Source organism: uncultured Desulfovibrio sp., assembly GCF_944324525.1.
Taxonomy (GTDB): domain Bacteria; phylum Desulfobacterota; class Desulfovibrionia; order Desulfovibrionales; family Desulfovibrionaceae; genus Desulfovibrio.
The window spans coordinates 106,697-124,485 of the sequence record NZ_CALUWS010000002.1 but is presented as its reverse complement, the minus strand read 5'-3'; the positions used below and the strand labels follow the sequence as shown (position 1 = coordinate 124,485).

At 63.7% G+C, this 17,789-nt stretch carries 18 protein-coding genes and 1 tRNA gene; 7 read left to right on the top strand and 12 right to left on the bottom strand.

Translation table 11 applies throughout. The annotated features are described in order from the left end of the window. Positions 1-419 precede the first annotated feature (419 nt). Positions 420-496, top strand: a tRNA-Met gene (locus tag Q0K12_RS01365). 389 nt (positions 497-885) lie between these two features. Here Q0K12_RS01365 and Q0K12_RS01360 read toward each other — a convergent pair. From Q0K12_RS01360 to Q0K12_RS01340, 5 genes are all read right to left on the bottom strand, one after another. Further along, a complete protein-coding gene (locus Q0K12_RS01360; RefSeq protein WP_297259713.1) occupies positions 886-1,695 on the bottom strand; it encodes a hypothetical protein in 810 nt (269 codons plus the stop codon). A 553-nt stretch (positions 1,696-2,248) separates the two neighbouring features. Next, positions 2,249-2,572 (bottom strand): hypothetical protein, encoded by a 324-nt coding sequence (locus tag Q0K12_RS01355; protein WP_297259711.1) that lies wholly within the window; start codon positions 2,570-2,572, stop codon positions 2,249-2,251. Between the two features lie 13 nt (positions 2,573-2,585). Next, positions 2,586-3,191: a hypothetical protein gene (locus tag Q0K12_RS01350; RefSeq protein ID WP_297259709.1), complete on the bottom strand. Its 606-nt coding sequence runs from the start codon at positions 3,189-3,191 to the stop codon at positions 2,586-2,588. 111 nt (positions 3,192-3,302) lie between these two features. Beyond that, entirely contained in the window at positions 3,303-4,955 is a 1,653-nt protein-coding gene (locus Q0K12_RS01345; protein WP_297259707.1) for a glycosyltransferase family 9 protein, read from the bottom strand. Between the two features lie 212 nt (positions 4,956-5,167). Continuing rightward, on the bottom strand, positions 5,168-6,424 hold the full coding sequence (locus Q0K12_RS01340; RefSeq protein WP_297259705.1) for a hypothetical protein: 1,257 nt from the start codon (positions 6,422-6,424) through the stop codon (positions 5,168-5,170). 318 nt (positions 6,425-6,742) lie between these two features. Here Q0K12_RS01340 and Q0K12_RS01335 point away from each other — a divergent pair, with 318 nt between their 5' ends. Further along, entirely contained in the window at positions 6,743-7,120 is a 378-nt protein-coding gene (locus Q0K12_RS01335; protein WP_297259703.1) for a hypothetical protein, read from the top strand. Between the two features lie 69 nt (positions 7,121-7,189). On the opposite strand, the gene traT is transcribed toward Q0K12_RS01335, so the two are convergent. Beyond that, positions 7,190-7,858, bottom strand: coding sequence for a complement resistance protein TraT (gene traT / locus Q0K12_RS01330; protein ID WP_297259702.1), 669 nt, complete (start codon positions 7,856-7,858; stop codon positions 7,190-7,192). A gap of 146 nt (positions 7,859-8,004) precedes the next feature. Between traT and Q0K12_RS01325 the strand changes: the two genes are divergently transcribed. Then, a complete protein-coding gene (locus Q0K12_RS01325) occupies positions 8,005-8,298 on the top strand; it encodes a hypothetical protein (protein ID WP_297259700.1) in 294 nt (97 codons plus the stop codon). A gap of 29 nt (positions 8,299-8,327) precedes the next feature. Here the strand turns inward: Q0K12_RS01325 and Q0K12_RS01320 are convergent, their stop codons facing one another. From Q0K12_RS01320 to Q0K12_RS01295, 6 genes are all read right to left on the bottom strand, one after another. Continuing rightward, on the bottom strand, positions 8,328-8,984 hold the full coding sequence (locus Q0K12_RS01320) for a hypothetical protein (protein ID WP_297259698.1): 657 nt from the start codon (positions 8,982-8,984) through the stop codon (positions 8,328-8,330). A 268-nt stretch (positions 8,985-9,252) separates the two neighbouring features. Next, positions 9,253-9,972, bottom strand: coding sequence for a hypothetical protein (locus Q0K12_RS01315; RefSeq protein ID WP_297259696.1), 720 nt, complete (start codon positions 9,970-9,972; stop codon positions 9,253-9,255). A gap of 81 nt (positions 9,973-10,053) precedes the next feature. Next, positions 10,054-10,221, bottom strand: coding sequence for a hypothetical protein (locus Q0K12_RS01310; protein WP_297259694.1), 168 nt, complete (start codon positions 10,219-10,221; stop codon positions 10,054-10,056). Between the two features lie 24 nt (positions 10,222-10,245). Continuing rightward, positions 10,246-10,923, bottom strand: a complete 678-nt coding sequence (locus Q0K12_RS01305; protein WP_297259692.1) for a hypothetical protein — start codon at positions 10,921-10,923, stop codon at positions 10,246-10,248. A gap of 192 nt (positions 10,924-11,115) precedes the next feature. After that, entirely contained in the window at positions 11,116-11,415 is a 300-nt protein-coding gene (locus Q0K12_RS01300) for a hypothetical protein (protein WP_297259690.1), read from the bottom strand. Positions 11,416-11,462: 47 nt separating this feature from the next. Beyond that, on the bottom strand, positions 11,463-11,831 hold the full coding sequence (locus Q0K12_RS01295; protein ID WP_297259688.1) for a hypothetical protein: 369 nt from the start codon (positions 11,829-11,831) through the stop codon (positions 11,463-11,465). 303 nt (positions 11,832-12,134) lie between these two features. Here Q0K12_RS01295 and topA point away from each other — a divergent pair, with 303 nt between their 5' ends. The 4 genes from topA to Q0K12_RS01275 all read left to right on the top strand — a co-directional run bounded on the left by topA (position 12,135) and on the right by Q0K12_RS01275 (position 17,784). Next, a complete protein-coding gene (topA, locus tag Q0K12_RS01290) occupies positions 12,135-14,375 on the top strand; it encodes a type I DNA topoisomerase (RefSeq protein ID WP_297259686.1) in 2,241 nt (746 codons plus the stop codon). Next, positions 14,368-15,564 carry an XdhC/CoxI family protein gene (locus tag Q0K12_RS01285; RefSeq protein WP_297259684.1) on the top strand — a complete coding sequence of 399 codons (1,197 nt, stop codon included), beginning with the start codon at positions 14,368-14,370 and terminating at the stop codon, positions 15,562-15,564. The genes topA and Q0K12_RS01285 overlap by 8 nt, the downstream gene beginning before the upstream one ends. Positions 15,565-15,626: 62 nt before the next feature. Continuing rightward, positions 15,627-16,259, top strand: a complete 633-nt coding sequence (locus Q0K12_RS01280; RefSeq protein ID WP_297259682.1) for a thioredoxin — start codon at positions 15,627-15,629, stop codon at positions 16,257-16,259. Between the two features lie 349 nt (positions 16,260-16,608). Next, the gene (locus Q0K12_RS01275) at positions 16,609-17,784 is read left to right on the top strand and encodes an efflux RND transporter periplasmic adaptor subunit (protein ID WP_297259681.1); all 1,176 of its coding nucleotides are present in this window, start codon (positions 16,609-16,611) and stop codon (positions 17,782-17,784) included. Positions 17,785-17,789 lie beyond the last annotated feature (5 nt).

Genomic DNA, 17,789 nt, shown 5'->3' with positions numbered 1-17,789 from the left:
GCGGCAACAGAAAATACGGTCAGGTATCTTTTCCCCCAAGATGACAGGTGCAGGGCAACAAGTCAACGTCATTTGCGGATTTTGGCGCGCCCGCAACAGCTCGTTACACAGCACGGTCATGGAGGCTGCGCTTTGCGCTGGCCGGCGTCCGCATGCGGTCTTGCTCACGAGCAGGCGGAAACGGGATGGCACGCTTCCCGCCCCTGCTGCAACGTGGCGTTCCCCTGTACACGCGCCATCAGGGATCGCTTTGCGGCAGGATGATGCCGTTTTGCCGTTCGCCTGCCGCTGTCCTGCCGCGATATCGTCGGGCGGCATTTTGCGGATGCCCATGCTGTTGCAAAAAAAGTCTTGACAGGAAGGAGGGCTTTCCGTAAAAAGAGTCCATCGAAACGCCGGAAGGCGTTTCCCAGTGTTGTCGCGGGGTGGAGCAGCTCGGTAGCTCGTCGGGCTCATAACCCGAAGGTCGTAGGTTCAAATCCTGCCCCCGCAACCAGAAAGATCAAAGGCTTACGATATCCATCGTAAGCCTTTTTTCGTATGCGCGAGTTTTCCGTCATCCCATGTGCACAGCCGGGACTCAGGGCATCTTGCGCACTGTGCGGAATCACCGTGGCTTCGCCAACGCTTCCGCGATTTCTGGATGCACCCCAGAAGCAGAGCATCTTGCTTGCCGTTTTTTCGAGCGTTTTCCAGTGGAAAAGAGATGACGCGAGGCGGCGGCACAGCGCCGCCCGGCCCAAGCCAGGCGGAAAGTCGCGTTTTTCCGTGAAGCGTCAGGCCGTATGGTTTGCGGCATGAAGGGTTTCAAGCGGAAAATGCTCCACTTGGGGCTGTCCCGACTGTTTTCCCCCGGTCAGGCCAGCCCCTTCATTGTGGCGCGACTTATTCCGGGCGATATACGTCCTCGATGCGTTGCAGGGTGATGCCCAGGTCGGAGGCCACCGCAAAGGCTTCCTCCACCTTGTCGCTCGGTACGACCATAAAGACGTATTCATCGCTGCCCATATCCCACAGCAGGATCGTCAGGCCATAGAGATCATGCACTGCGGCCTTGCAATGATGCAGCACTTCCTCGGGATACGCGTCTTCATTGTCGCAGTTGGGCAGGCGTTCGTCCGCCCCTTGCGGCAAGAGGGCGCACAAGGAGGCGAAAACTTCTTCCGGCGCTTCCTTCCAGTCCACCCAGTCCAGGCGTCCCCGATCCCTCAGGGCCAGTTGCATCAAATCGAGATGCCAGCCGGTGTAGGCTTCATCCATATCGAACTCTTCAAGGAGTTCGCTGCACTGTGCCGGCCTTGTGGCGGCGGCATGGATCTTTTCCGCCAGCTCTTCGGCATCGGTGACGCCGAGCAAGGTAAAGAACGCAAGCAGGGCCTTGCGCGATATGAGTACGGGCTCCGGTATCTTGGGGGTGTTCGCCTCCAGGAATACCTTCAGCGTGCGCTCTATCTTGGCGATGACGGCAGGGTCAGTGACGTCGGTATCTTGCCCCACCAGCAAATCATGCCGCCACGGCCGATCCCGGTAGAGGTGGCGCAGCTCCACCTCATCGCCGCAGAGCACCACATAATAATAATCGAAGATCTTGCCGGGTTCGATGATCTCGCCCACATAGATGTATTTGGGGATATAGAATGTCCCTTGCTCACATGCATATTCGTAATCCGCATCCGTGTATCGAATCAGATCCATATCGCATTTGGAAAAGGCGTCGGCGGCACGCAACGCTTCATCAGAGGGGAAGTAGTAGTTCGATGCTCTTTTCTGAAAAAATGCGAACAGGTCCTTGTTTATGATGTCACTGTGATAGGGCTTTCCGCGCAGTCCTTTAGCGGCATAATATATGGACATGCTCCTCTCCTTGATGGACAATTGATTGTTGAAAAAACGATTATCCGGAAAGACAGGCCGCAAGAGGCTGTAGGCGCATCCGGGAAATAGCGTGTTGCAATGCTTAAGGAGGCTGCCCGTGCAAGCGGCGATGCGCTTTATGGAGTCGCTGCTCATTGCTGCGCATGCTGCCGGGCTTTCCCGTGCAGGTTCCGGCTCGTGGAGCATAGCCGGGAATGCGTACTCCATCAAGGTGACGGGCCTCCGTAAGGCGTGCGGCATGTCTGCGGGCAGCCGGTTTTGGAGGCGGCTGACAGCGCCGCCCGGCCCAAAGCAGGCGGAAAAACCGCGTTGAAAAGCGAAAGGGGAAACGCCGTATGGCGTTTCCCCTTTCCTGTTTCCGCAATGGCGAAAATTATTGGATGCTGAGCGCGATGGTCCGCTGATAGCCGGTCAGCCGTTTTTTCTGGCGGCGCGAGCCCTGAAGGGCGGCCAGGATGCTGCTGTGCGCCGCGCGGGCCAGCTCGGTCAGCTCCTTTTGCAGATCGGCGATGCGCAGCAGACGCTCAAGATAGGCGGGGCGGTCTCCCTCGCGCAGTTTTTCCCAGGCCTGCTGCGTGAGCAGCTGACGCTGTTCGGAAAGTTCCACGGCCAGATCGTAGTTCTTGCCGTTCAATGCCTCGCGTTCCAGCCGACCCAGCTGAAAGGCCTGATCCAGCAAGCTCAGAGACTGCGACATGGTTCCCCTCCGGTTAAGCCTTTTGCGCCTGCATGGCCTTGTGGACGTTCTGGCTGATGGTGCGCCATTCGATACACATGGGGGCGAACTCGTATTCGAGGAGGTCGGCCAGCAGGATCCAGTCCTCGCTTTCAAAAACTTCGGTCATTTCCGAAAGCAGGTCGGTAAATTTTTCCTCCTGGATGCTGAGGTCGGCATTCTTGGGGCTCTTGAGATAATCGGTCCGCAGCAGAGCGAGCATGTTCAGGAAGTCGCGGTTGACGTCCAGCAGGTCCTGCAGCAGTTCGAGCGCGTCGGTGTTGGAAGCTTCGCGGAAAAGACGGGCGATCTCATGCGCGGCCCTTTCCATCATGCGGGTGACTTTTTCCATTTCCCCGGCAATGGCCAGCGCCATTTCAGAGGCTTCGATGGAGCGCACTTCCACGGACGTGATGGAGGCGGTGGAGATATCTTCGGCCTGATGCGGGTAGATTTCGGAAAATTGCTCGTTGTTCACCAGCACATCGGTGACCACACGATTTTCCATGCCTTCACCTTCCATGACGTCCACGAGGATCTCCTCGAGATTGGCAAAGTTGGAAATTTCCTTGCCGCTGTTACGGCCGTCCACAATGATCATAAAACCTCCTCGCATCAGCGAACAGTGAGAGTTCCCGTCGGAAGGCGGGGACACATCGGCAAAATTTTCCCGGATAGGGCTTGAGAAGCTTAAAGCAAAAAACGTACCTTATCAAGATGCCAGAAGGCGGTCCAACTCCGCCAGATGGCGGGCAAGCGTACCGGCAAGCCCGCCCAGGGCCTGCAGGTCGCCGCCCTGGGCCTGCCGCGCCTCATGCCAGAAGTAGCCCAGGGAGGCCAGCTCGTCCCGGCTTTCCAGAAGGCGCTGGATATGGTCGCAGGCGCGCAGGAGGAGCTGCCCCATGCGGGGATGGCCCGCGGCGGCCAGACGGCATTGATCCGGCAGGGCGGCCAGAAAGTGCGCCGCTTCCCGCAGGACGGGCAGCTGTGCCCGGGCCAGGCCGGAGGCCTTCACGGCGGACAGGATGTCCGAGGATAGCGCAGGGACGTCGGACGCGGCGGACACGCCGTCCATCTCGTCCAGGAGTTTTTGCCAGAAGCGGCGTTGCAGGCGCAGCCAGAGGCTGCGGTCTTCATGTTCATGTCCGCTCAGACAGCGGAGATCGGCAAAACCGCCGGCGGCCTCCCGCGTCGTCAGCCAGACGCGGGCCTCCTGCCGGATCTCCTGATCCAGGCCGGCATCCCAGCGGCCGGACTCCAGCCAGCCCAGCGCCAGCCGCAGGACGGTGCGCGGAGAGATGTGTCCGGCGCAGCCGCCGTCACGGGAACAGGCCTGTTTGAAGCCGCAGGGGTGACAGGGCAGGGCGGGCTCAAGGCAGCAGCAGCCTTCCAGATAGGGCCCGGTATCCCAGGCCTGCGCCGTGGCCAGAAAAATGGCTAGCGAGGGGATGCCCAGCCCGGCGGCAAGGTGCATGGTGCCGGTATCGTTGGTGACCAGCAGGCGCAGGCGTGCGACCAGTGCGGCCAGCACGGGGAGGGTCGTGGCGCCCACGGCGTCGAGGAACGGGCCCCGGGCCTGCCGGGCATAGGCCCGCGCCAGCGCTTTTTCGGCAGGCGCTCCCAGCAGGACGGGGCAAAGGCGCGCCGCCTGCCACAGGCCGTCCCCCACCTGAGCGAAGGCGCTTTGCGGCCATTGCCGGGCGGGATGGCTTGCGCCGAGCTGCAGGCCCACAAAGCCCCGGCAACCTTCCGGGGCTGCGGCAAGCAGGGTCGCGGCCTGGGCGTTTGCCGTCTCCGAGGGCGGCAGCAGGCGTCCGCCGGGGGACGGTATCGTATCCGTCCCGGCCGTGCCGAGGGCCCGCACGGCCGGCCGTGCGGCCATGCGGAACATGTCCTGCATGTTGAAGGGCGCATTGCAGCGCTTGAGGGTCGTGCCGCAGAGATAGGCGGCCCAGTTGCCCCGGCAGAGGCCGAAGCCTTCGCGGTCCAGCGCGAAACCGGTGACGGCCTCCGGGCTGGGAGCCAGCAGGGAGGCCAGCAGGCGGGCGGGCAGGGTGGCCGTCAGGTTGACGACGTGCCGCGGCGCGGCTTCCTGCCGCAGGCGGCCTACGAAGTCCAGCAGCAGGGCGGGGGCGTCATGCCAGCTCCGGCCCGGCCCCTTGCCGTCCAGCCGCCGGAGGAATTCCGCCCCCGGCAGGGGCCAGGCCTCGGCAAGGGAGCGCAGCAGCGGCAGGGCGGCTGCGAAATTGTCCAGACAGACCAGACCGGTCCGCAGACCGGCCCGGCGGCAGTCCTCAAGCAGCGCCTGACTTTGCAGCAGGTCGCCGAAGCGGGTAAGGTTCAGGAAAAGGATATCGACGCTCATGCAGGCACAGGGCGGACAGGGACGCGGGTTGAGGGATGATGGCGCTCGTGCGGCAGCCGGGCCGCGCATGGGGGGCGGACAGCCCGGCGGCTGCGGCCGTCCCGTCAGCCGTCAGCCAGGCCGTCACGAGGGAGGGAGGCTTTCGCGCTCCGCTCCCCCGTGACCAAATGGGCCGCACGAACGCGTCAGGAGCGCGTCCGTCCGGGACGCCGTCAGGCGGTCTTGGAGCCGTTGCCGTCCAGCATGTTCAGGGCGATGGCCTCTTCTTCCCTGAAGCGGCTTTGCACGGAAGCCCGGATCCCTGCGGAATGGCCGCCGAACTGGCCGGAACGGATATCGTAGACGTTGGAGATGAGGCTGCGCTCGTACTTCTTGCCGCTGCCGGTGGTGGCGGCATCCGCCTGTTCAAAGATGCGTACCGCGCCACGCGGGCCGTGCTGCACGGCGGTGCTCCAGATGACCTCCCGCATGATGGGAGACAGCTCATCCATGTTGAGGCGGGTACGTTCGGTGATGCCGGCGACGGCAGGGTCATAATGGCTTTCGCGGATGAAAGATTCCTGCAGGCTGCCGAAACGCTCCGGCTGTTCCGAGGCGATGGCGCGCCATTCGTCAGGCATGGCGCCCTGACGGCTGCCGGTATTGGCCGGGCCGGAGCCGCGAAGGCGGCGGGCGATGTCCGGCGCTTCCGAATCGAGGAAGGAAAGGAAGGCGTCCATGCTGCCCACGCGGGAGGCAATCTGGTATTTGCCGTAGGACGTGCCGCCCTTGCTGTCATAACCGATGGCGGAAATGCCGGCCTTGCCGGACTCGAAGCGGGCGGACAGGGAGCCAATCTCCTCGTTGCCGTAGCCGTTCTGGCGGCTGTGCCGCTTGCGCATGGATCTGCGGCGGCCTCGCGCCGATGCGGCATCGGAGGGATTGTGCGTGCGCACATAGTCGTCGCTGCTCAGCTGCCGGATGACGTTCTGATCCCGCATGGACAGGCTGAGCCCGGGAAGCTGGCGGGCGAGACTGAAATTCTGGGCGCTGGCCAGCGGCGAGTCCCCGCTGTTGCCCATCGTCTGCATGAGGCCTTCCAGCGCCTGCGTCTGCTTGATGTCCATCGAGGCGTCGGAAAAAAGCTGCCCCTGCATGACTTCACTGGGGCTGCGTCCGGCCAGGGCCGAGCGATGGAAGAGGTTGGCTCCGCGTCCGTGCAGGGGGATGCCCGGCAGCTCGGGGCGCGTCGCGACAGCCTCGCGGGCGGGGGACGCCGTATCCTTTGCAGCGGCGTCCTTTTGCGGCGGGGTCTTTTCCGTTCCGGAGCCGGCTTTGGCGGCGGCCTGCGCCGCTTCGGAAGCGCCTTCCGTCTCCTTGTGGAGCATGGCGGCAAAGGTATCGGCATCGGCGGACTTGCGCCCCTGCGTCAGGGAGAGGCTGCTCTGCTTCTCCATAGGGGGCCGGATATGCGGCAAAGAATTGGTCATGTTCTCCCTCCCGAAAAATGGCCGTGCCGCTTCCCGAAGAAAGTGGACACGACGCGAGGGAGTCTGCAAAAAATGTGCGTTTATATTTTTTTGTTAAATATTATAATTGATTATTATGCATGATTGACTGTTTTTCGGCGGCATGTCAGGAGGGAAGGGGACCTGCGTTCGTCAAGAAGCCGACATGCCTTGCCGAAACGGCGGCACAGCGCCGCCCGGCCCAAACCAAACGGAAAAAACGCGTTTTTTCCGCGAAACGACAGGCCGTATGGTTGGGAGCGCAACGCGTTTCAAACGGAAAATGCTCAAGGAGGGGGTATGGAGTTCTGCGCATTCAGGGAGCGGATAGAGGAGAATATCGCTGTGGGGGACGTGCTGCCCAATCCCGGCGGCGGCACATCGACCATCGTCAGGATCGAGGACAAGGGCGTCCGTTACCGGCGAGGAAAGAGCATCATGCTTCTGCGCTGGGACATTTTTTATCAGGCCTACCGGCAATTTTGCGGCAGGTTCGTGGATACGGGCGACCTTAGGGCGCTCGACAACTCTTTTGATTCGGCGGCACGCGACCCCGCCGGACATAGTTGCAACTGCACTTTCGCCTTCATGCTGCTCGAACGGGCAGGGCTGGCGGACGGCATCGTCAAGCGGGGGCGGCGCTTCGGCACGCACTTTTTGCAGGCCGCTGCCCGCTAAGCTCTGAGGTCATTTGAAAAAACATCCCCGTCAGGCGTGGACTGCCGGGGATGTCTGTTCCCGTGAGGGTTACTTTTTGCCGTCGGAACTCTTCTTGTCCTTGGCGGCGGGCTCCTGCGCGGCGTGCGGGTCTTCCGTCCCGGCGGCGTGATGCAGGATGGGGGTGCAGATCTCGGCCGCCAGCTTGTTGCCCACGTCAGGCGGCAGGTCTTTGCTGGTGTCCAGCTCCTTGCGGGCCTGCAGGCCAAGCCGCATCTGGCTGCTGGCCACGGCCTGCCGGTTGGAGATGCTTTGCAGGGCCTGCTTCTTGCCGGCACGCGGCACGCGGCGCAGCACCAGCAGAGCATCCGTGACGAGCGCCGTATGTCCCTTGCCGGACAGGACGACGGGAGCGCCGTACCCGGCGTCCACGCTTTGTTTCAGGCTGTCTGTGGATGAGGAGGCGCAGGACAGGACGGAGATCTGGAGGATATAGCCGGCCTGGCTCGGATTGCCGGTCAGCTGTATGCCGTGCGCCTGCAGCCGTCGCTCTATCTCGCCGTGCAGGTTCCCCACCAGGGTGGTGCTGTCCCGTACGCTGACAAAGGCCACGTCGGCGATATCCGTTCCGGCTTCATCCAGCTTGCCGTTGCGGTAGACGTCCAGCGGGCCGGCCTGCCGGGACTGCTTCACGCAGGCGCTGGAGAGCAGCAGGCAGGCGAGCAGCAGCCATACGAGGGATCTGTTCAACTGTTTCATCTGCAATATCCGTGTTGTAAGGACATCCCGCCGTCAGGGGAGGGGCGGGATCGTCAGCGCTTCGCTGACGCGTTGAGCGAGCCGTTTTCGCAGAAATTCATGGCGGTGTCCCGGGGAAGCCGGGGATCGTTGCGGCTGGCGGAGACGTGCCGCGCTCTTTCCGCCACCCCGCCGCGTTCGATGCCGATGGAGACATGCATGGCCCAGGCGGATCGGGGGAGTTCCGTCCACGCCGCGGCAAGGAAGAGGAAAAAAAGTTCGTCAAGCCGTTCCGTCAGATGTTCTGCTATACCCGAAGCGGGCGGGAGCTGTCCACCGCCAGCGGAGCGAGGGCGCGCCGCCCCGTGAGCCGGGCCTGCCGCAAGAGCGGGCGGCACGTTCGCCAGCGCCTTGCCAATGCGTTCCGCCGGCGGCTGATCGACATGGCGTTTTTCTCCTGAAGGGACCGGCCAGGATGGCGCAGGCCGCCTCACTGTTTCCTGGAAGTCGCGGAGGTCGTGACCGCCGCGCTGATGCGCTGGGCCAGCTTGTCCTGCAGGGTGGGCAGGGCCTCGTCGCGGGAGCTGACGCCGTCGGCGCTGACGACGATCTCTTCCAGCTTGTCCGGGGCCTTGTCGCGGGCCAGACCGACATCCGCGCGCATGGCCCAGAGGGTCTTTGTGCGGCTGTCCAGCGCCGAGACGCCGATACCCGTGGCCGCGCCCACGCCCGCGCCGATGAGCGCGCCGCTGCGGCCGCCCGCCAGTCCCCCCACCAGCGTTCCCAGCAGAACCCCGGTGGTCGTGGTCCCCAGGGTCTCCCGGGCGTCCATGCTCGAGCTGCCCGCCGGGAAGATCTCCCGCACGTCCACGCGCACCACCAGCGTCCCCGGGCCGGGGGTGTCGGCCATGTTCATGCCGGTATCGCTCTGGAGGTAGCCCATGATGGTGTATTTGAGATCCTCGGCATTGATGCCGCGTCCCGAAATATCCAGATAAAAGCTTGTGTTTTCATCCACGCTCACCGGGGAAAGGGAGCCGCTGTCAGGGCGTGCCCCGCAGCCTGCCAGACACAGGATGAGGCAGAGCGCAAGCAGCGCCGGAAGCCGGTGAGCGGCAAGGCCGTTGCGGCGAAAGGAGCATCTCATGTCGTCCTCGTCAAGGGCGGCAAAGCTGGAGCCATATTGCCCAGACTGACGCCCGGCACATCCAGAAGGGATGTCTTGTGTGTTACGGACGCCGGAGGGACGTCCCGTTTATCCAGCCATACGGCATTCCGGCCAGGGAGACAAGCGGACCGCGCCGCCGCAAGCCAAAGGAAAAAGAAAAGCGCATCGATCTGTCCTGTCGGGCGGTTCCGCTGCGATACCTGAAGCGGGCGGGGCCCGTTGCGGAAGGCGGGCAGCGTGCCGGCTCCTACGAGGCCGGAGCCGGCTCGGTCTCCAGCGCCTCGCAGATGCGTTCCGCAAGCTTTTCGTAGAAGATGTCCACCGGATTTTCCCAGAACGGTCTGCCGGAATGGATGATGATCTTCTGTTCCTCCGGCGCTTCGCCGCGTCCGATGCTCACGCCGGCCCGCAGGCTCAAGGTGGACTGGGGGAAAAAGTCCGCTACCATGAAAATGGTCCCAAAGGGAATGGCCAGCGCAACGGCGAATGCCGCCTTGAGAGGGGTTTCGAGGACGCTGCCTTCGAGGCCACCGCCGCCGCTGCTGCGGCTTCCGCCGCCGGACAGGCTGCCGCTGCCGAAACCGCCCCTGAGATCCGGAAGATCCAGTTCCATGAACCACTTCGCCACCTCATAATGGCGCAGCAGCGTATTGCCGGAAAGGGGAATACTGTCCACGTTGAAAAGTTCCTTTTCCTTCACGCGGATCACCACGGTATCCGGACGGCAGCTGACCAGCCCCGGCAAGTCGTTGTCGCGCAATTCCTGATCAAGGATGGCGCGGAATTTGTCCTCTTCAAGATGCACTCCCCTGAACTCCAGGCAAAAGCGCTCTTCCTCTTTCACGGTCAGCGGCGTCACTTCTCCCTTGTCCGACCGTCCGGCGCAGCCCGTGCAGCACAGGCTCCCCGCCAGCAGCAGGCAGGCTGCCCGTTTTCCAAGGGTTTTCATGAGGACGAGGCTGGGCATTGTCGATCCTCCGAAGCTGATGATGTGCCGTGTCGACGGTCGCCGCGTCGATGCGAGCCGCCAGATCGTCTCCAAAGGTCCTCATGGCCTCTTTGCAAAGGGGCCGCTCTGGCCGGTGCTGACGACGAACTCCTCCAGATCGTCCGGCAGCCTGGCCCCGCAGCCGGCCAGGAGCAGGCCGCAGCCCAGCGTGAACAGCATCAAAAACAACAGGGTGCCGGTATCGTTGCGGCGGGAAGGATGTCTCATGCTGACCTCGCTTGCGGAGAACTTCTACGATGGTTGCGGCAGGGTGGTGATGGCCTTGCTGATGCGCCGCGCCAATTCGTGTTCAAGCATGCCTGTGGCTTCTTCGCGGGAGCTGGCGCCGCCGTTGCCGGTGCTGACGACGATCTCCTCCAGACTGTCCGGCGTCCCGTGCCAGGCCATGCCCACCCCGGCCCGTATGGCCCAGACGTCCTTTGACCAGCTGTTCGCGCTGATGCCGATCCCCGCCCCCAGGCCCAGGAGCGTGCCGGCCGCCACGGGGAAGACGATCCCCAGATCGGTGCTGCCCGCCACGATGAACACGCCGGCCGCCAGGATGCCGATAAGCAAGGTGGCGGCGGTCGTCTTCAGCCCGTCAAGCAGGCCGACGCCCGCCGGACCGAAAAGGAAGATCTCCTCCACATTCACGCGTACGGTCAGCGTGCCGGGGCCGGGGCTGTCGGCCTCCCGCAGATCCCCTGACCGGCTGATCTCCTTTCTGATGGCGGCGGCAAGGCCCTCGGTCGGGATGCCCTGCCCCGTCACTTCCAGATAGCAAGGCGTGCCCCTGCCCGCCGCCACCGACGGGAGCCTGCCGCTGTCCGGCAATTTGGCTCCGCAGCCCGGCAGGAACAGGCAGAGGCACAGGACAAACAGCGTGGCGAACGGACGCTGACCGGCATATTCCCGCAGAAGGACAAGCATACCCACTCCCTGTTTTCCGGACAGTGCACCGACGTGCGTCCGTCCCTCTGCCCCCCTGGGGCCTGTCGATAGGTATTTTACAAAATGTTTCAAATGGATAAATACTGTAACTCGCCTGTTCTTCGCTGGCTTTTGCCGCACGTTCGCCCCATGCCTCTCCCCCAAACAGTCAACGGATAGTGTTGCCTGCCTCTAAGGGGAAGCGGGCGTGCTCATAAGGGCCTCACGGATACGCTGCGCCAGGGCCTTTTCCAGGGCGGGAACGGCGTCCGTACGGGAGGAGACGCCGTCAGCGCCGGTGCTCACGACGACTTCTTCCAGCGTATCCGGTCTGCCGTGCCAGGCCATGCCCACCCCGGCCCGCATGGCCCATATCTCTTTTGCTTCCCTGCTGTCCTCGCTCATGACATAGCCCAGGGTCGCGCCTGTGGCGGCGCCCAGGACTCCCCCCGCAATGGCGCTCGGGGCGATGCAGAAACAAGCGGAGTTCATCAGGCCGTGGGCGGCCCCCACCACAGTCCCCAGTACGGCGCCCACCGTCAGGGCAACAGCCGTGGCCCCACGGTCGTCAAATAATTTTTGCGTGTCATTCCCGCGAGATAGATGTCACGCACATCCACGCGTACCGCCAGCGTGCCGGGGCCGGGGCCGTTTGCGGCCTCCACCCCGCCGGCGGTTCGGAACTGCTCCTTGATGGCGGCGGTCAGGCCGTCGACGCGCATCCCCTTTTTCTGGACTTCCTCCGTCGAGATTTCCAGAGTGAAGGGCGTATCCTTTGCGACCGTCACTGAGGGGATCGTGCCGCTGTCCGGAAGTTTGGCTCCGCAGCCCGACAGGAACAGGCTGCATGCCGTCAGCAGGACGATAAGATGGCGCAGACCGGCATATTTTCGTACTCGGACAGGCATGGGGAGTCCTTTGGGCGCTTTTGTGACTAATTAAATAAAAAACTGGTTTTTATGCATTGGCGTAAACGTTTTGTCCATCCGCCCCGGCGGCGCGGCCTGCCTGTTGCGCCATGCGGCAGAAAGAAGTAACCACAAATAGAAGTGGGGCAGACAGGAGCAGGATGGGGGAGCCGGTCGTACCGGCGTCAGTCTCCGAAAACGCGGCGGAAGCGTTCTCCAGCGCCGGCGGCATAAGCGCCGGACTCTTGACGCGGACGCATTTTGCCGTATTCTCGCCTGCGAAACTGGAGAGGGAGCATAGGGATGGGCAAAGAGCTGATCATCGTGGAATCGCCTGCCAAGGTGAAGACCATCAAGAAATTTCTGGGGCCGCAGTATATGGTGCTGGCCAGCGTGGGCCATGTGCGCGACCTGCCTTCCAGCTCGCTGGGTGTGGACGAGGCCAATGATTTCGCCCCCCAGTATCAGGTCATCGACAACAAGAAAAACGTGGTCAGCGAGTTGCGCACCGCCGCGGGCAAGGCCGACACCGTGTATCTTGCGCCCGACCCCGACCGGGAAGGCGAGGCCATCGCCTGGCATGTGGCCGAGCTCATCGGAGACAAGGCCAAGGACATCAAACGCATCCAGTTCAACGAGATCACGGCGCGGGCGGTCAAGGACGCGCTGGCGCATCCGCGCGCCCTCAACCGGGATCTTTTCGAGGCCCAGCAGGCGCGGCGGGTGCTTGACCGTCTGGTGGGCTACAAGATCTCGCCCCTGCTCTGGAAGACCATCAAGCGCGGTATCTCCGCCGGCCGGGTGCAGTCCGTGGCGCTCCGGCTCATCGTGGAGCGGGAGGACGAGCGCGACGCCTTCGTGCCGGAAGAATACTGGCAGTTCCGCGCCCATCTGCGCGGCGAGACCCCGCCGCCGTTCCGGGTGGACCTGCACAAGCTCAACGGCAAGAAGGCCGTCATCCCCCATGCCGAGGCCGCTCAGGCCCTGGAAGAGGCCCTGCGCGGGCAGCCCTGGCGGGTGGAGAGCGTGGAGCAGAAGGAGCGCGAGCGCGCCCCCCAGCCGCCCTTCATCACGTCCACCCTGCAGCAGGCGGCCAACCAGCGGCTCTCCTACACGGCCAAGCGCACCATGAACATCGCGCAGCGCCTGTACGAAGGCGTGGAGATGGAAGACGGCAGCATCACGGCCCTCATCACCTATATGCGTACGGACTCCACGCGCATCGCGGATGAGGCCCGTACGGCGGCGCACGACTTCATCGCCGCCACCTGGGGCAAGGACTATCTGCCGGCCAAGAGCCGCGTCTACAAAGCCAAGAGCGGCGCGCAGGATGCGCACGAAGCCATCCGCCCCGTGGACGTGAACATCACGCCGGACAGCCTCAAGGGGCATTTGCCGCCGGACCAGTACAATCTTTACCGGCTCATCTGGTCGCGTTTCGTGGCCTCGCAGATGGCCGGGGCGCGCTTCCACGACACCACGGCCCTCATCGCCTGCGGGCCGAGCCAGTGGCGCGCCAAGGGCGAGCGGCTGCTCTTCCCGGGTTTTCTGGCGGTCATGCCTCAGGGCAAGGACGAGGCGGACGGCGAGCTGCCCGCGCTGACGCCGGGGCAGGAACTGGCGCTGGACAAGCTGGAAAAGGAACAGAAGTTCACCCAGCCCCCGGCCCGCTACAGCGAAGCCAGCCTTGTGCGCGAACTGGAAGAGCGCGGCATCGGGCGGCCCTCCACTTACGCCAGCATCATTTCCACGCTGCAGGATCGTGAGTACGTCAGCCTGCAGGAGAGGCACTTCATCCCCACGGATCTGGGACGCATCGTCTGCAAGCAGCTCGTGGAGCACTTCGGACGGCTCATGGACGTGGGGTTCACGGCCAGCATGGAAGAAGGCCTCGACAAGGTGGCGGAAGGCAAGGAACAGTGGGTGGACCTGCTGCACCATTTCGCCGACGACTTCAATCCCACGCTGGCGGCGGCGGCCAAGAACATGCAGTCCGTCAAGGGCGGCATCCCCACGGATCTGACCTGTCCGGACTGCGGCAAGCCGCTGGTGATCAAGTTCGGCAAGGCCGGCCAGTTCCTGGCCTGCTCCGGCTATCCCGAGTGCCGGTACACCAGCAATTTCCAGCGCAACGCGGACGGCGGGCTGGAGATCGTCGCCCCGCAGAAACCCCAGCTGGAAAAGGTGGGCGAATGCCCGCGCTGCGGCAAGGATCTGGTGATCAAGCGCTCGCGCACGGGCAGTCGCTTCATCGCCTGCACGGGCTATCCCGACTGCGACTACGCCGCGCCCTTCTCCACGGGCGTGCTCTGCCCCCGCTGCGGCGAGGGGCGGCTCGTGGAAAAGAGCAGCAAGCGCGGCAAGATCTTTTATTCCTGCGATCAGTATCCCAAGTGCGATTTCGCCCTTTGGGACAGGCCCATACCCGAGGCCTGCCCCCGCTGCGGTTCTCCCTACCTTGTGGAAAAGAAGTCGCGCGACGGCGTGAAGATCATCTGCCCCGTCAAGGGATGCGGCTATGTGAAGGAGGATGACCATGCCTAAAAAGCAAAAGCCCGAAGACAGCAAGCGCCGTGACGGCAAGCGCGCCCCCGCGGCCGCTGGTGTTGTGACGCCGCCCCCGCCGCCTCGCATCACGCCGTTGAGCAGCCCGCTGGGGCTGGAGCAGCGCATTGCCGATCTGCTGGAGGCCGGGCAGCAGGCCGTCCTCATGACCGTAATCAACCGGGAAGGCTCCGCGCCGCGCGGCGCGGGGACGCGGGCGCTGCTGACCTCGCAGGGGCTGCTGGGCACAGTGGGCGGCGGCGCTCTGGAGGCCGCCGCGCTGGAGATGGCCCGCCAGTGTCTTGCCAGCGGCCTTTCCGCCTGCCACCAGTGCAGCATGGACGGCAGCGCCGACACGGACATGATCTGCGGCGGCAGCATGGAAGTGCTCTGCGAAAGTCTCTCCGCCTCACAGGCGCCGCTGTTCCGGCAGGCTCAGCGGGCGCTGGATCAGGGCATCGACGGCATCTGGTCGGTGGACGTCACGCGCGAAAACCTGCCGCGGCGCGTCCTCTATCTGGAGCGGCAGCCCGAGGCCCTGCCCGACGGCAGGTCGGAGAGCGTGCAGGTCATCCCCGCGGAGACGCCCAACATCATCATCGGTCTGGATCCGGCCCGGGCCCTGCTGGACAAGCGCAAGGGCAAGGCCGGGATGGTGGACGCCACGGTGGCCCGGATCTACATGGAGCCGCTGGATACGCCGCCCGTCCTCCTGCTGTGCGGCGGCGGGCACGTGTCGCTCGAGGTGGCCACGCTGGCGCATGCCTGCGGTTTCGTGGTGGACGTGGTGGACGACCGGGCGGAGTTCGCTTCGCCGGAGCGTTTCCCCATGGCGCGGCACTGCTTCGTCCTGCAGGCCTTTGCCAATCTTGTGCGTGCCTGCGGCATCGGCAGGCGGCATTATGTCGCCATCATGACGCGCGGACACAGCTTCGACCGCGAAGTGCTGGTGCAGGCGCTGGAAAGCCATGCCTTCTATATCGGCATGATCGGCAGCCGCTCCAAGAAGGACGGCGTGTACGCCGCCCTGCGCAAGGAAGGCGTGCCCGATGCGGAACTGGCCTGCGTGCGCTGTCCCATCGGCCTGCCCGTCGGGGCGGATTCGCCGCAGCAGATCGCCGTATCCGTGGTGGCCGAGCTGCTTGCCGCGCGCGCCGGGACGCTGCAGCGCCTGCGCATTGATGACTGACAGATGCCCGGCCGCAGGCCCCTACCGGGCGGCCCTCCCGTTTTTTTGCGAAGGAGTTTCCCGTGGTCCAACTCTTCATTGTTCTGCTCCTCTTGAGTGCCGTTGCCCTTATCTATATGGAAGCCCGGCGTCGTCTGCTGCTGCAGCGGCGGCTCATCGCCGCCATCAAGGCGGAGATCGCCGACGACACCCGCATGACGGCCCAGGTCGGCGTCTACTCCGGCGCGGATCAGAGCACGGTGGTCATCGGCGTTTCCGAGGAGATGGGCGGCTTCTACTACCGCGTCGTGCGCCAGCATGCCGAAGCCGGGCGCGGCAAGATCAACCTGTGTAACGTGACTTCCGTGGACATGATCATCGACGGCCAGATCCAGGACATCCACGAAGGCGGCTCCGACATGCCCACCAGCACCGCCAAGGCCACGGACCTTTCCTCCCGGCTGCTGAGCCAGTATCCGCCGGACAAGGTCAATGAGATGCAGCGCATCGAACTGCGCGTCGCCTATCTGAGCGAGAGCGGCGGCGAGCATTCGCTGGAGCTGAGCGCCCTGCGCCCCAGCATGACGCCCCGGCGTCGCAACCGTACCCAGATCCTCAAGAATGCGCTCTGGTGGTGCATCTTTATCCGCCTTGCCGCGCAGCATACCCGGCTTGCCGCCTCGGGTCTGTATGCCGGCGATGAGCATGACGGATAGGCCGAAAAATATTATCCAATAAAAACAAGTGGTTACGAGAAAAGCATACGCCTTTTCAACATATTGAAATAATTCACCTTTTTAGGGGTAAAAAAGATGCGACGGAAACGTCGCCTTTCTTGACACAAACGCCGAAAGTATGTTTTTCGACAGTTTGTTCTCCCTCATGCAGGCATGCCCTCTGCGTTTGCGGCGTCTGCCGCCGGGGAAAACCGGGCTGCGCGCGGCGGAAGATGACTGGCCATGTACGGGCCTTTCCGGCGTTCCGGCAGCCGCGTTTTCTGATTTTCGTGTCCGCCGTATGGCGGCAACCATTGCGAAGAGCGGGAATCCGCTTATGGAGTTTTGAATGCGTACGCGTAATATGTTTTCGGTGGCGCTTGCCCTTCTCGTGCTTGTTCAGCTTGCCGCCTGCCAGGGCGAAGAGGAGCAGGCGCGCCAGGGCGGCAAGGGGCCGCTTGTAAGCGTTTTTCATGTGGAGGCCAAGGATCGCCCCTGGCCCGCCCAGTATCAGGCGCAGGCTTCCGGTTCGCGCTCCGTGGAAGTGCGCGCCCGCGTGCAGGGCATCATCGAAAAGCGTCTCTATGATGAAGGGGCTTTCGTGAAGGAAGGGCAGCTGCTTTTCCAGATCGAGCGTGACCAGTATGAGGCGCAGGTGCAGCAGGCCCAGGCCCAGTACGACAGCGCGGCCCGCGAATGGCAGCGCATCCGTCCGCTGTACGAGAAGAACGCCGTCTCCCAGAAGGACCGCGACAACGCCCGCGCCGCCTATGACAGCGCCCGTGCCGCCCTGCGTGAAGCCAAGATCAATCTGGATTACTGTCAGGTGGTGTCGCCGGTCTCCGGCTACAGCTCCAAGGAGAATTACACCCCCGGCAACCTCGTGAGCAACAACTCCCTGCTCACCTATGTCGAGCAGACCGATCCCATGTACATCGACTTTTCCATCGCCGCGCCGGAGCGCATGCGCCGGCAGCAGCTGGCGGCGGAAGGCCGTTTGCGCTTCCCGGAAAAAAACATCTATAAGGCCCGTCTGCGTCTGCTGGACGGCAGCATGAGTCCGGTGGAAGGGGTCATCAACTTCATCGACAGCCGGGTGCAGCCCACTACCGGCGTCATCAAGGCGCGCGCCACCTTCGACAATTCCACGGGCTCCATCATGCCCGGGCAGTATGTGCGCATCTTCATGGAAGGCGATATCCTGGTCGATGCCGTGCTCATCCCGCAGAAGTCCCTGCTTATCACGCAGAAGGGGTCCTTCGTGCTTGCCGTGGGAGAAAACAATATCGTGAAGTCCGTGCCCGTGACGGTCAGCGAGACCATCGGGGACATGTACCTTGTGGACTCCGGTCTCAAGGGCGGCGAGGTCATCATCAGCGAGGGCCTCATCAAGGCCCGTCCCGGCCAGCCCGTCACCCCGCAGGAACAGGGCGCGCAGGGGCAGAAGGCCGGCGAGCAGAAAACCGCCGCCGGCGACGGCAAGGAGGCCGGCAAGGGCGACAACGCGGAAAAGGCCGCCCAGTAAGGTGA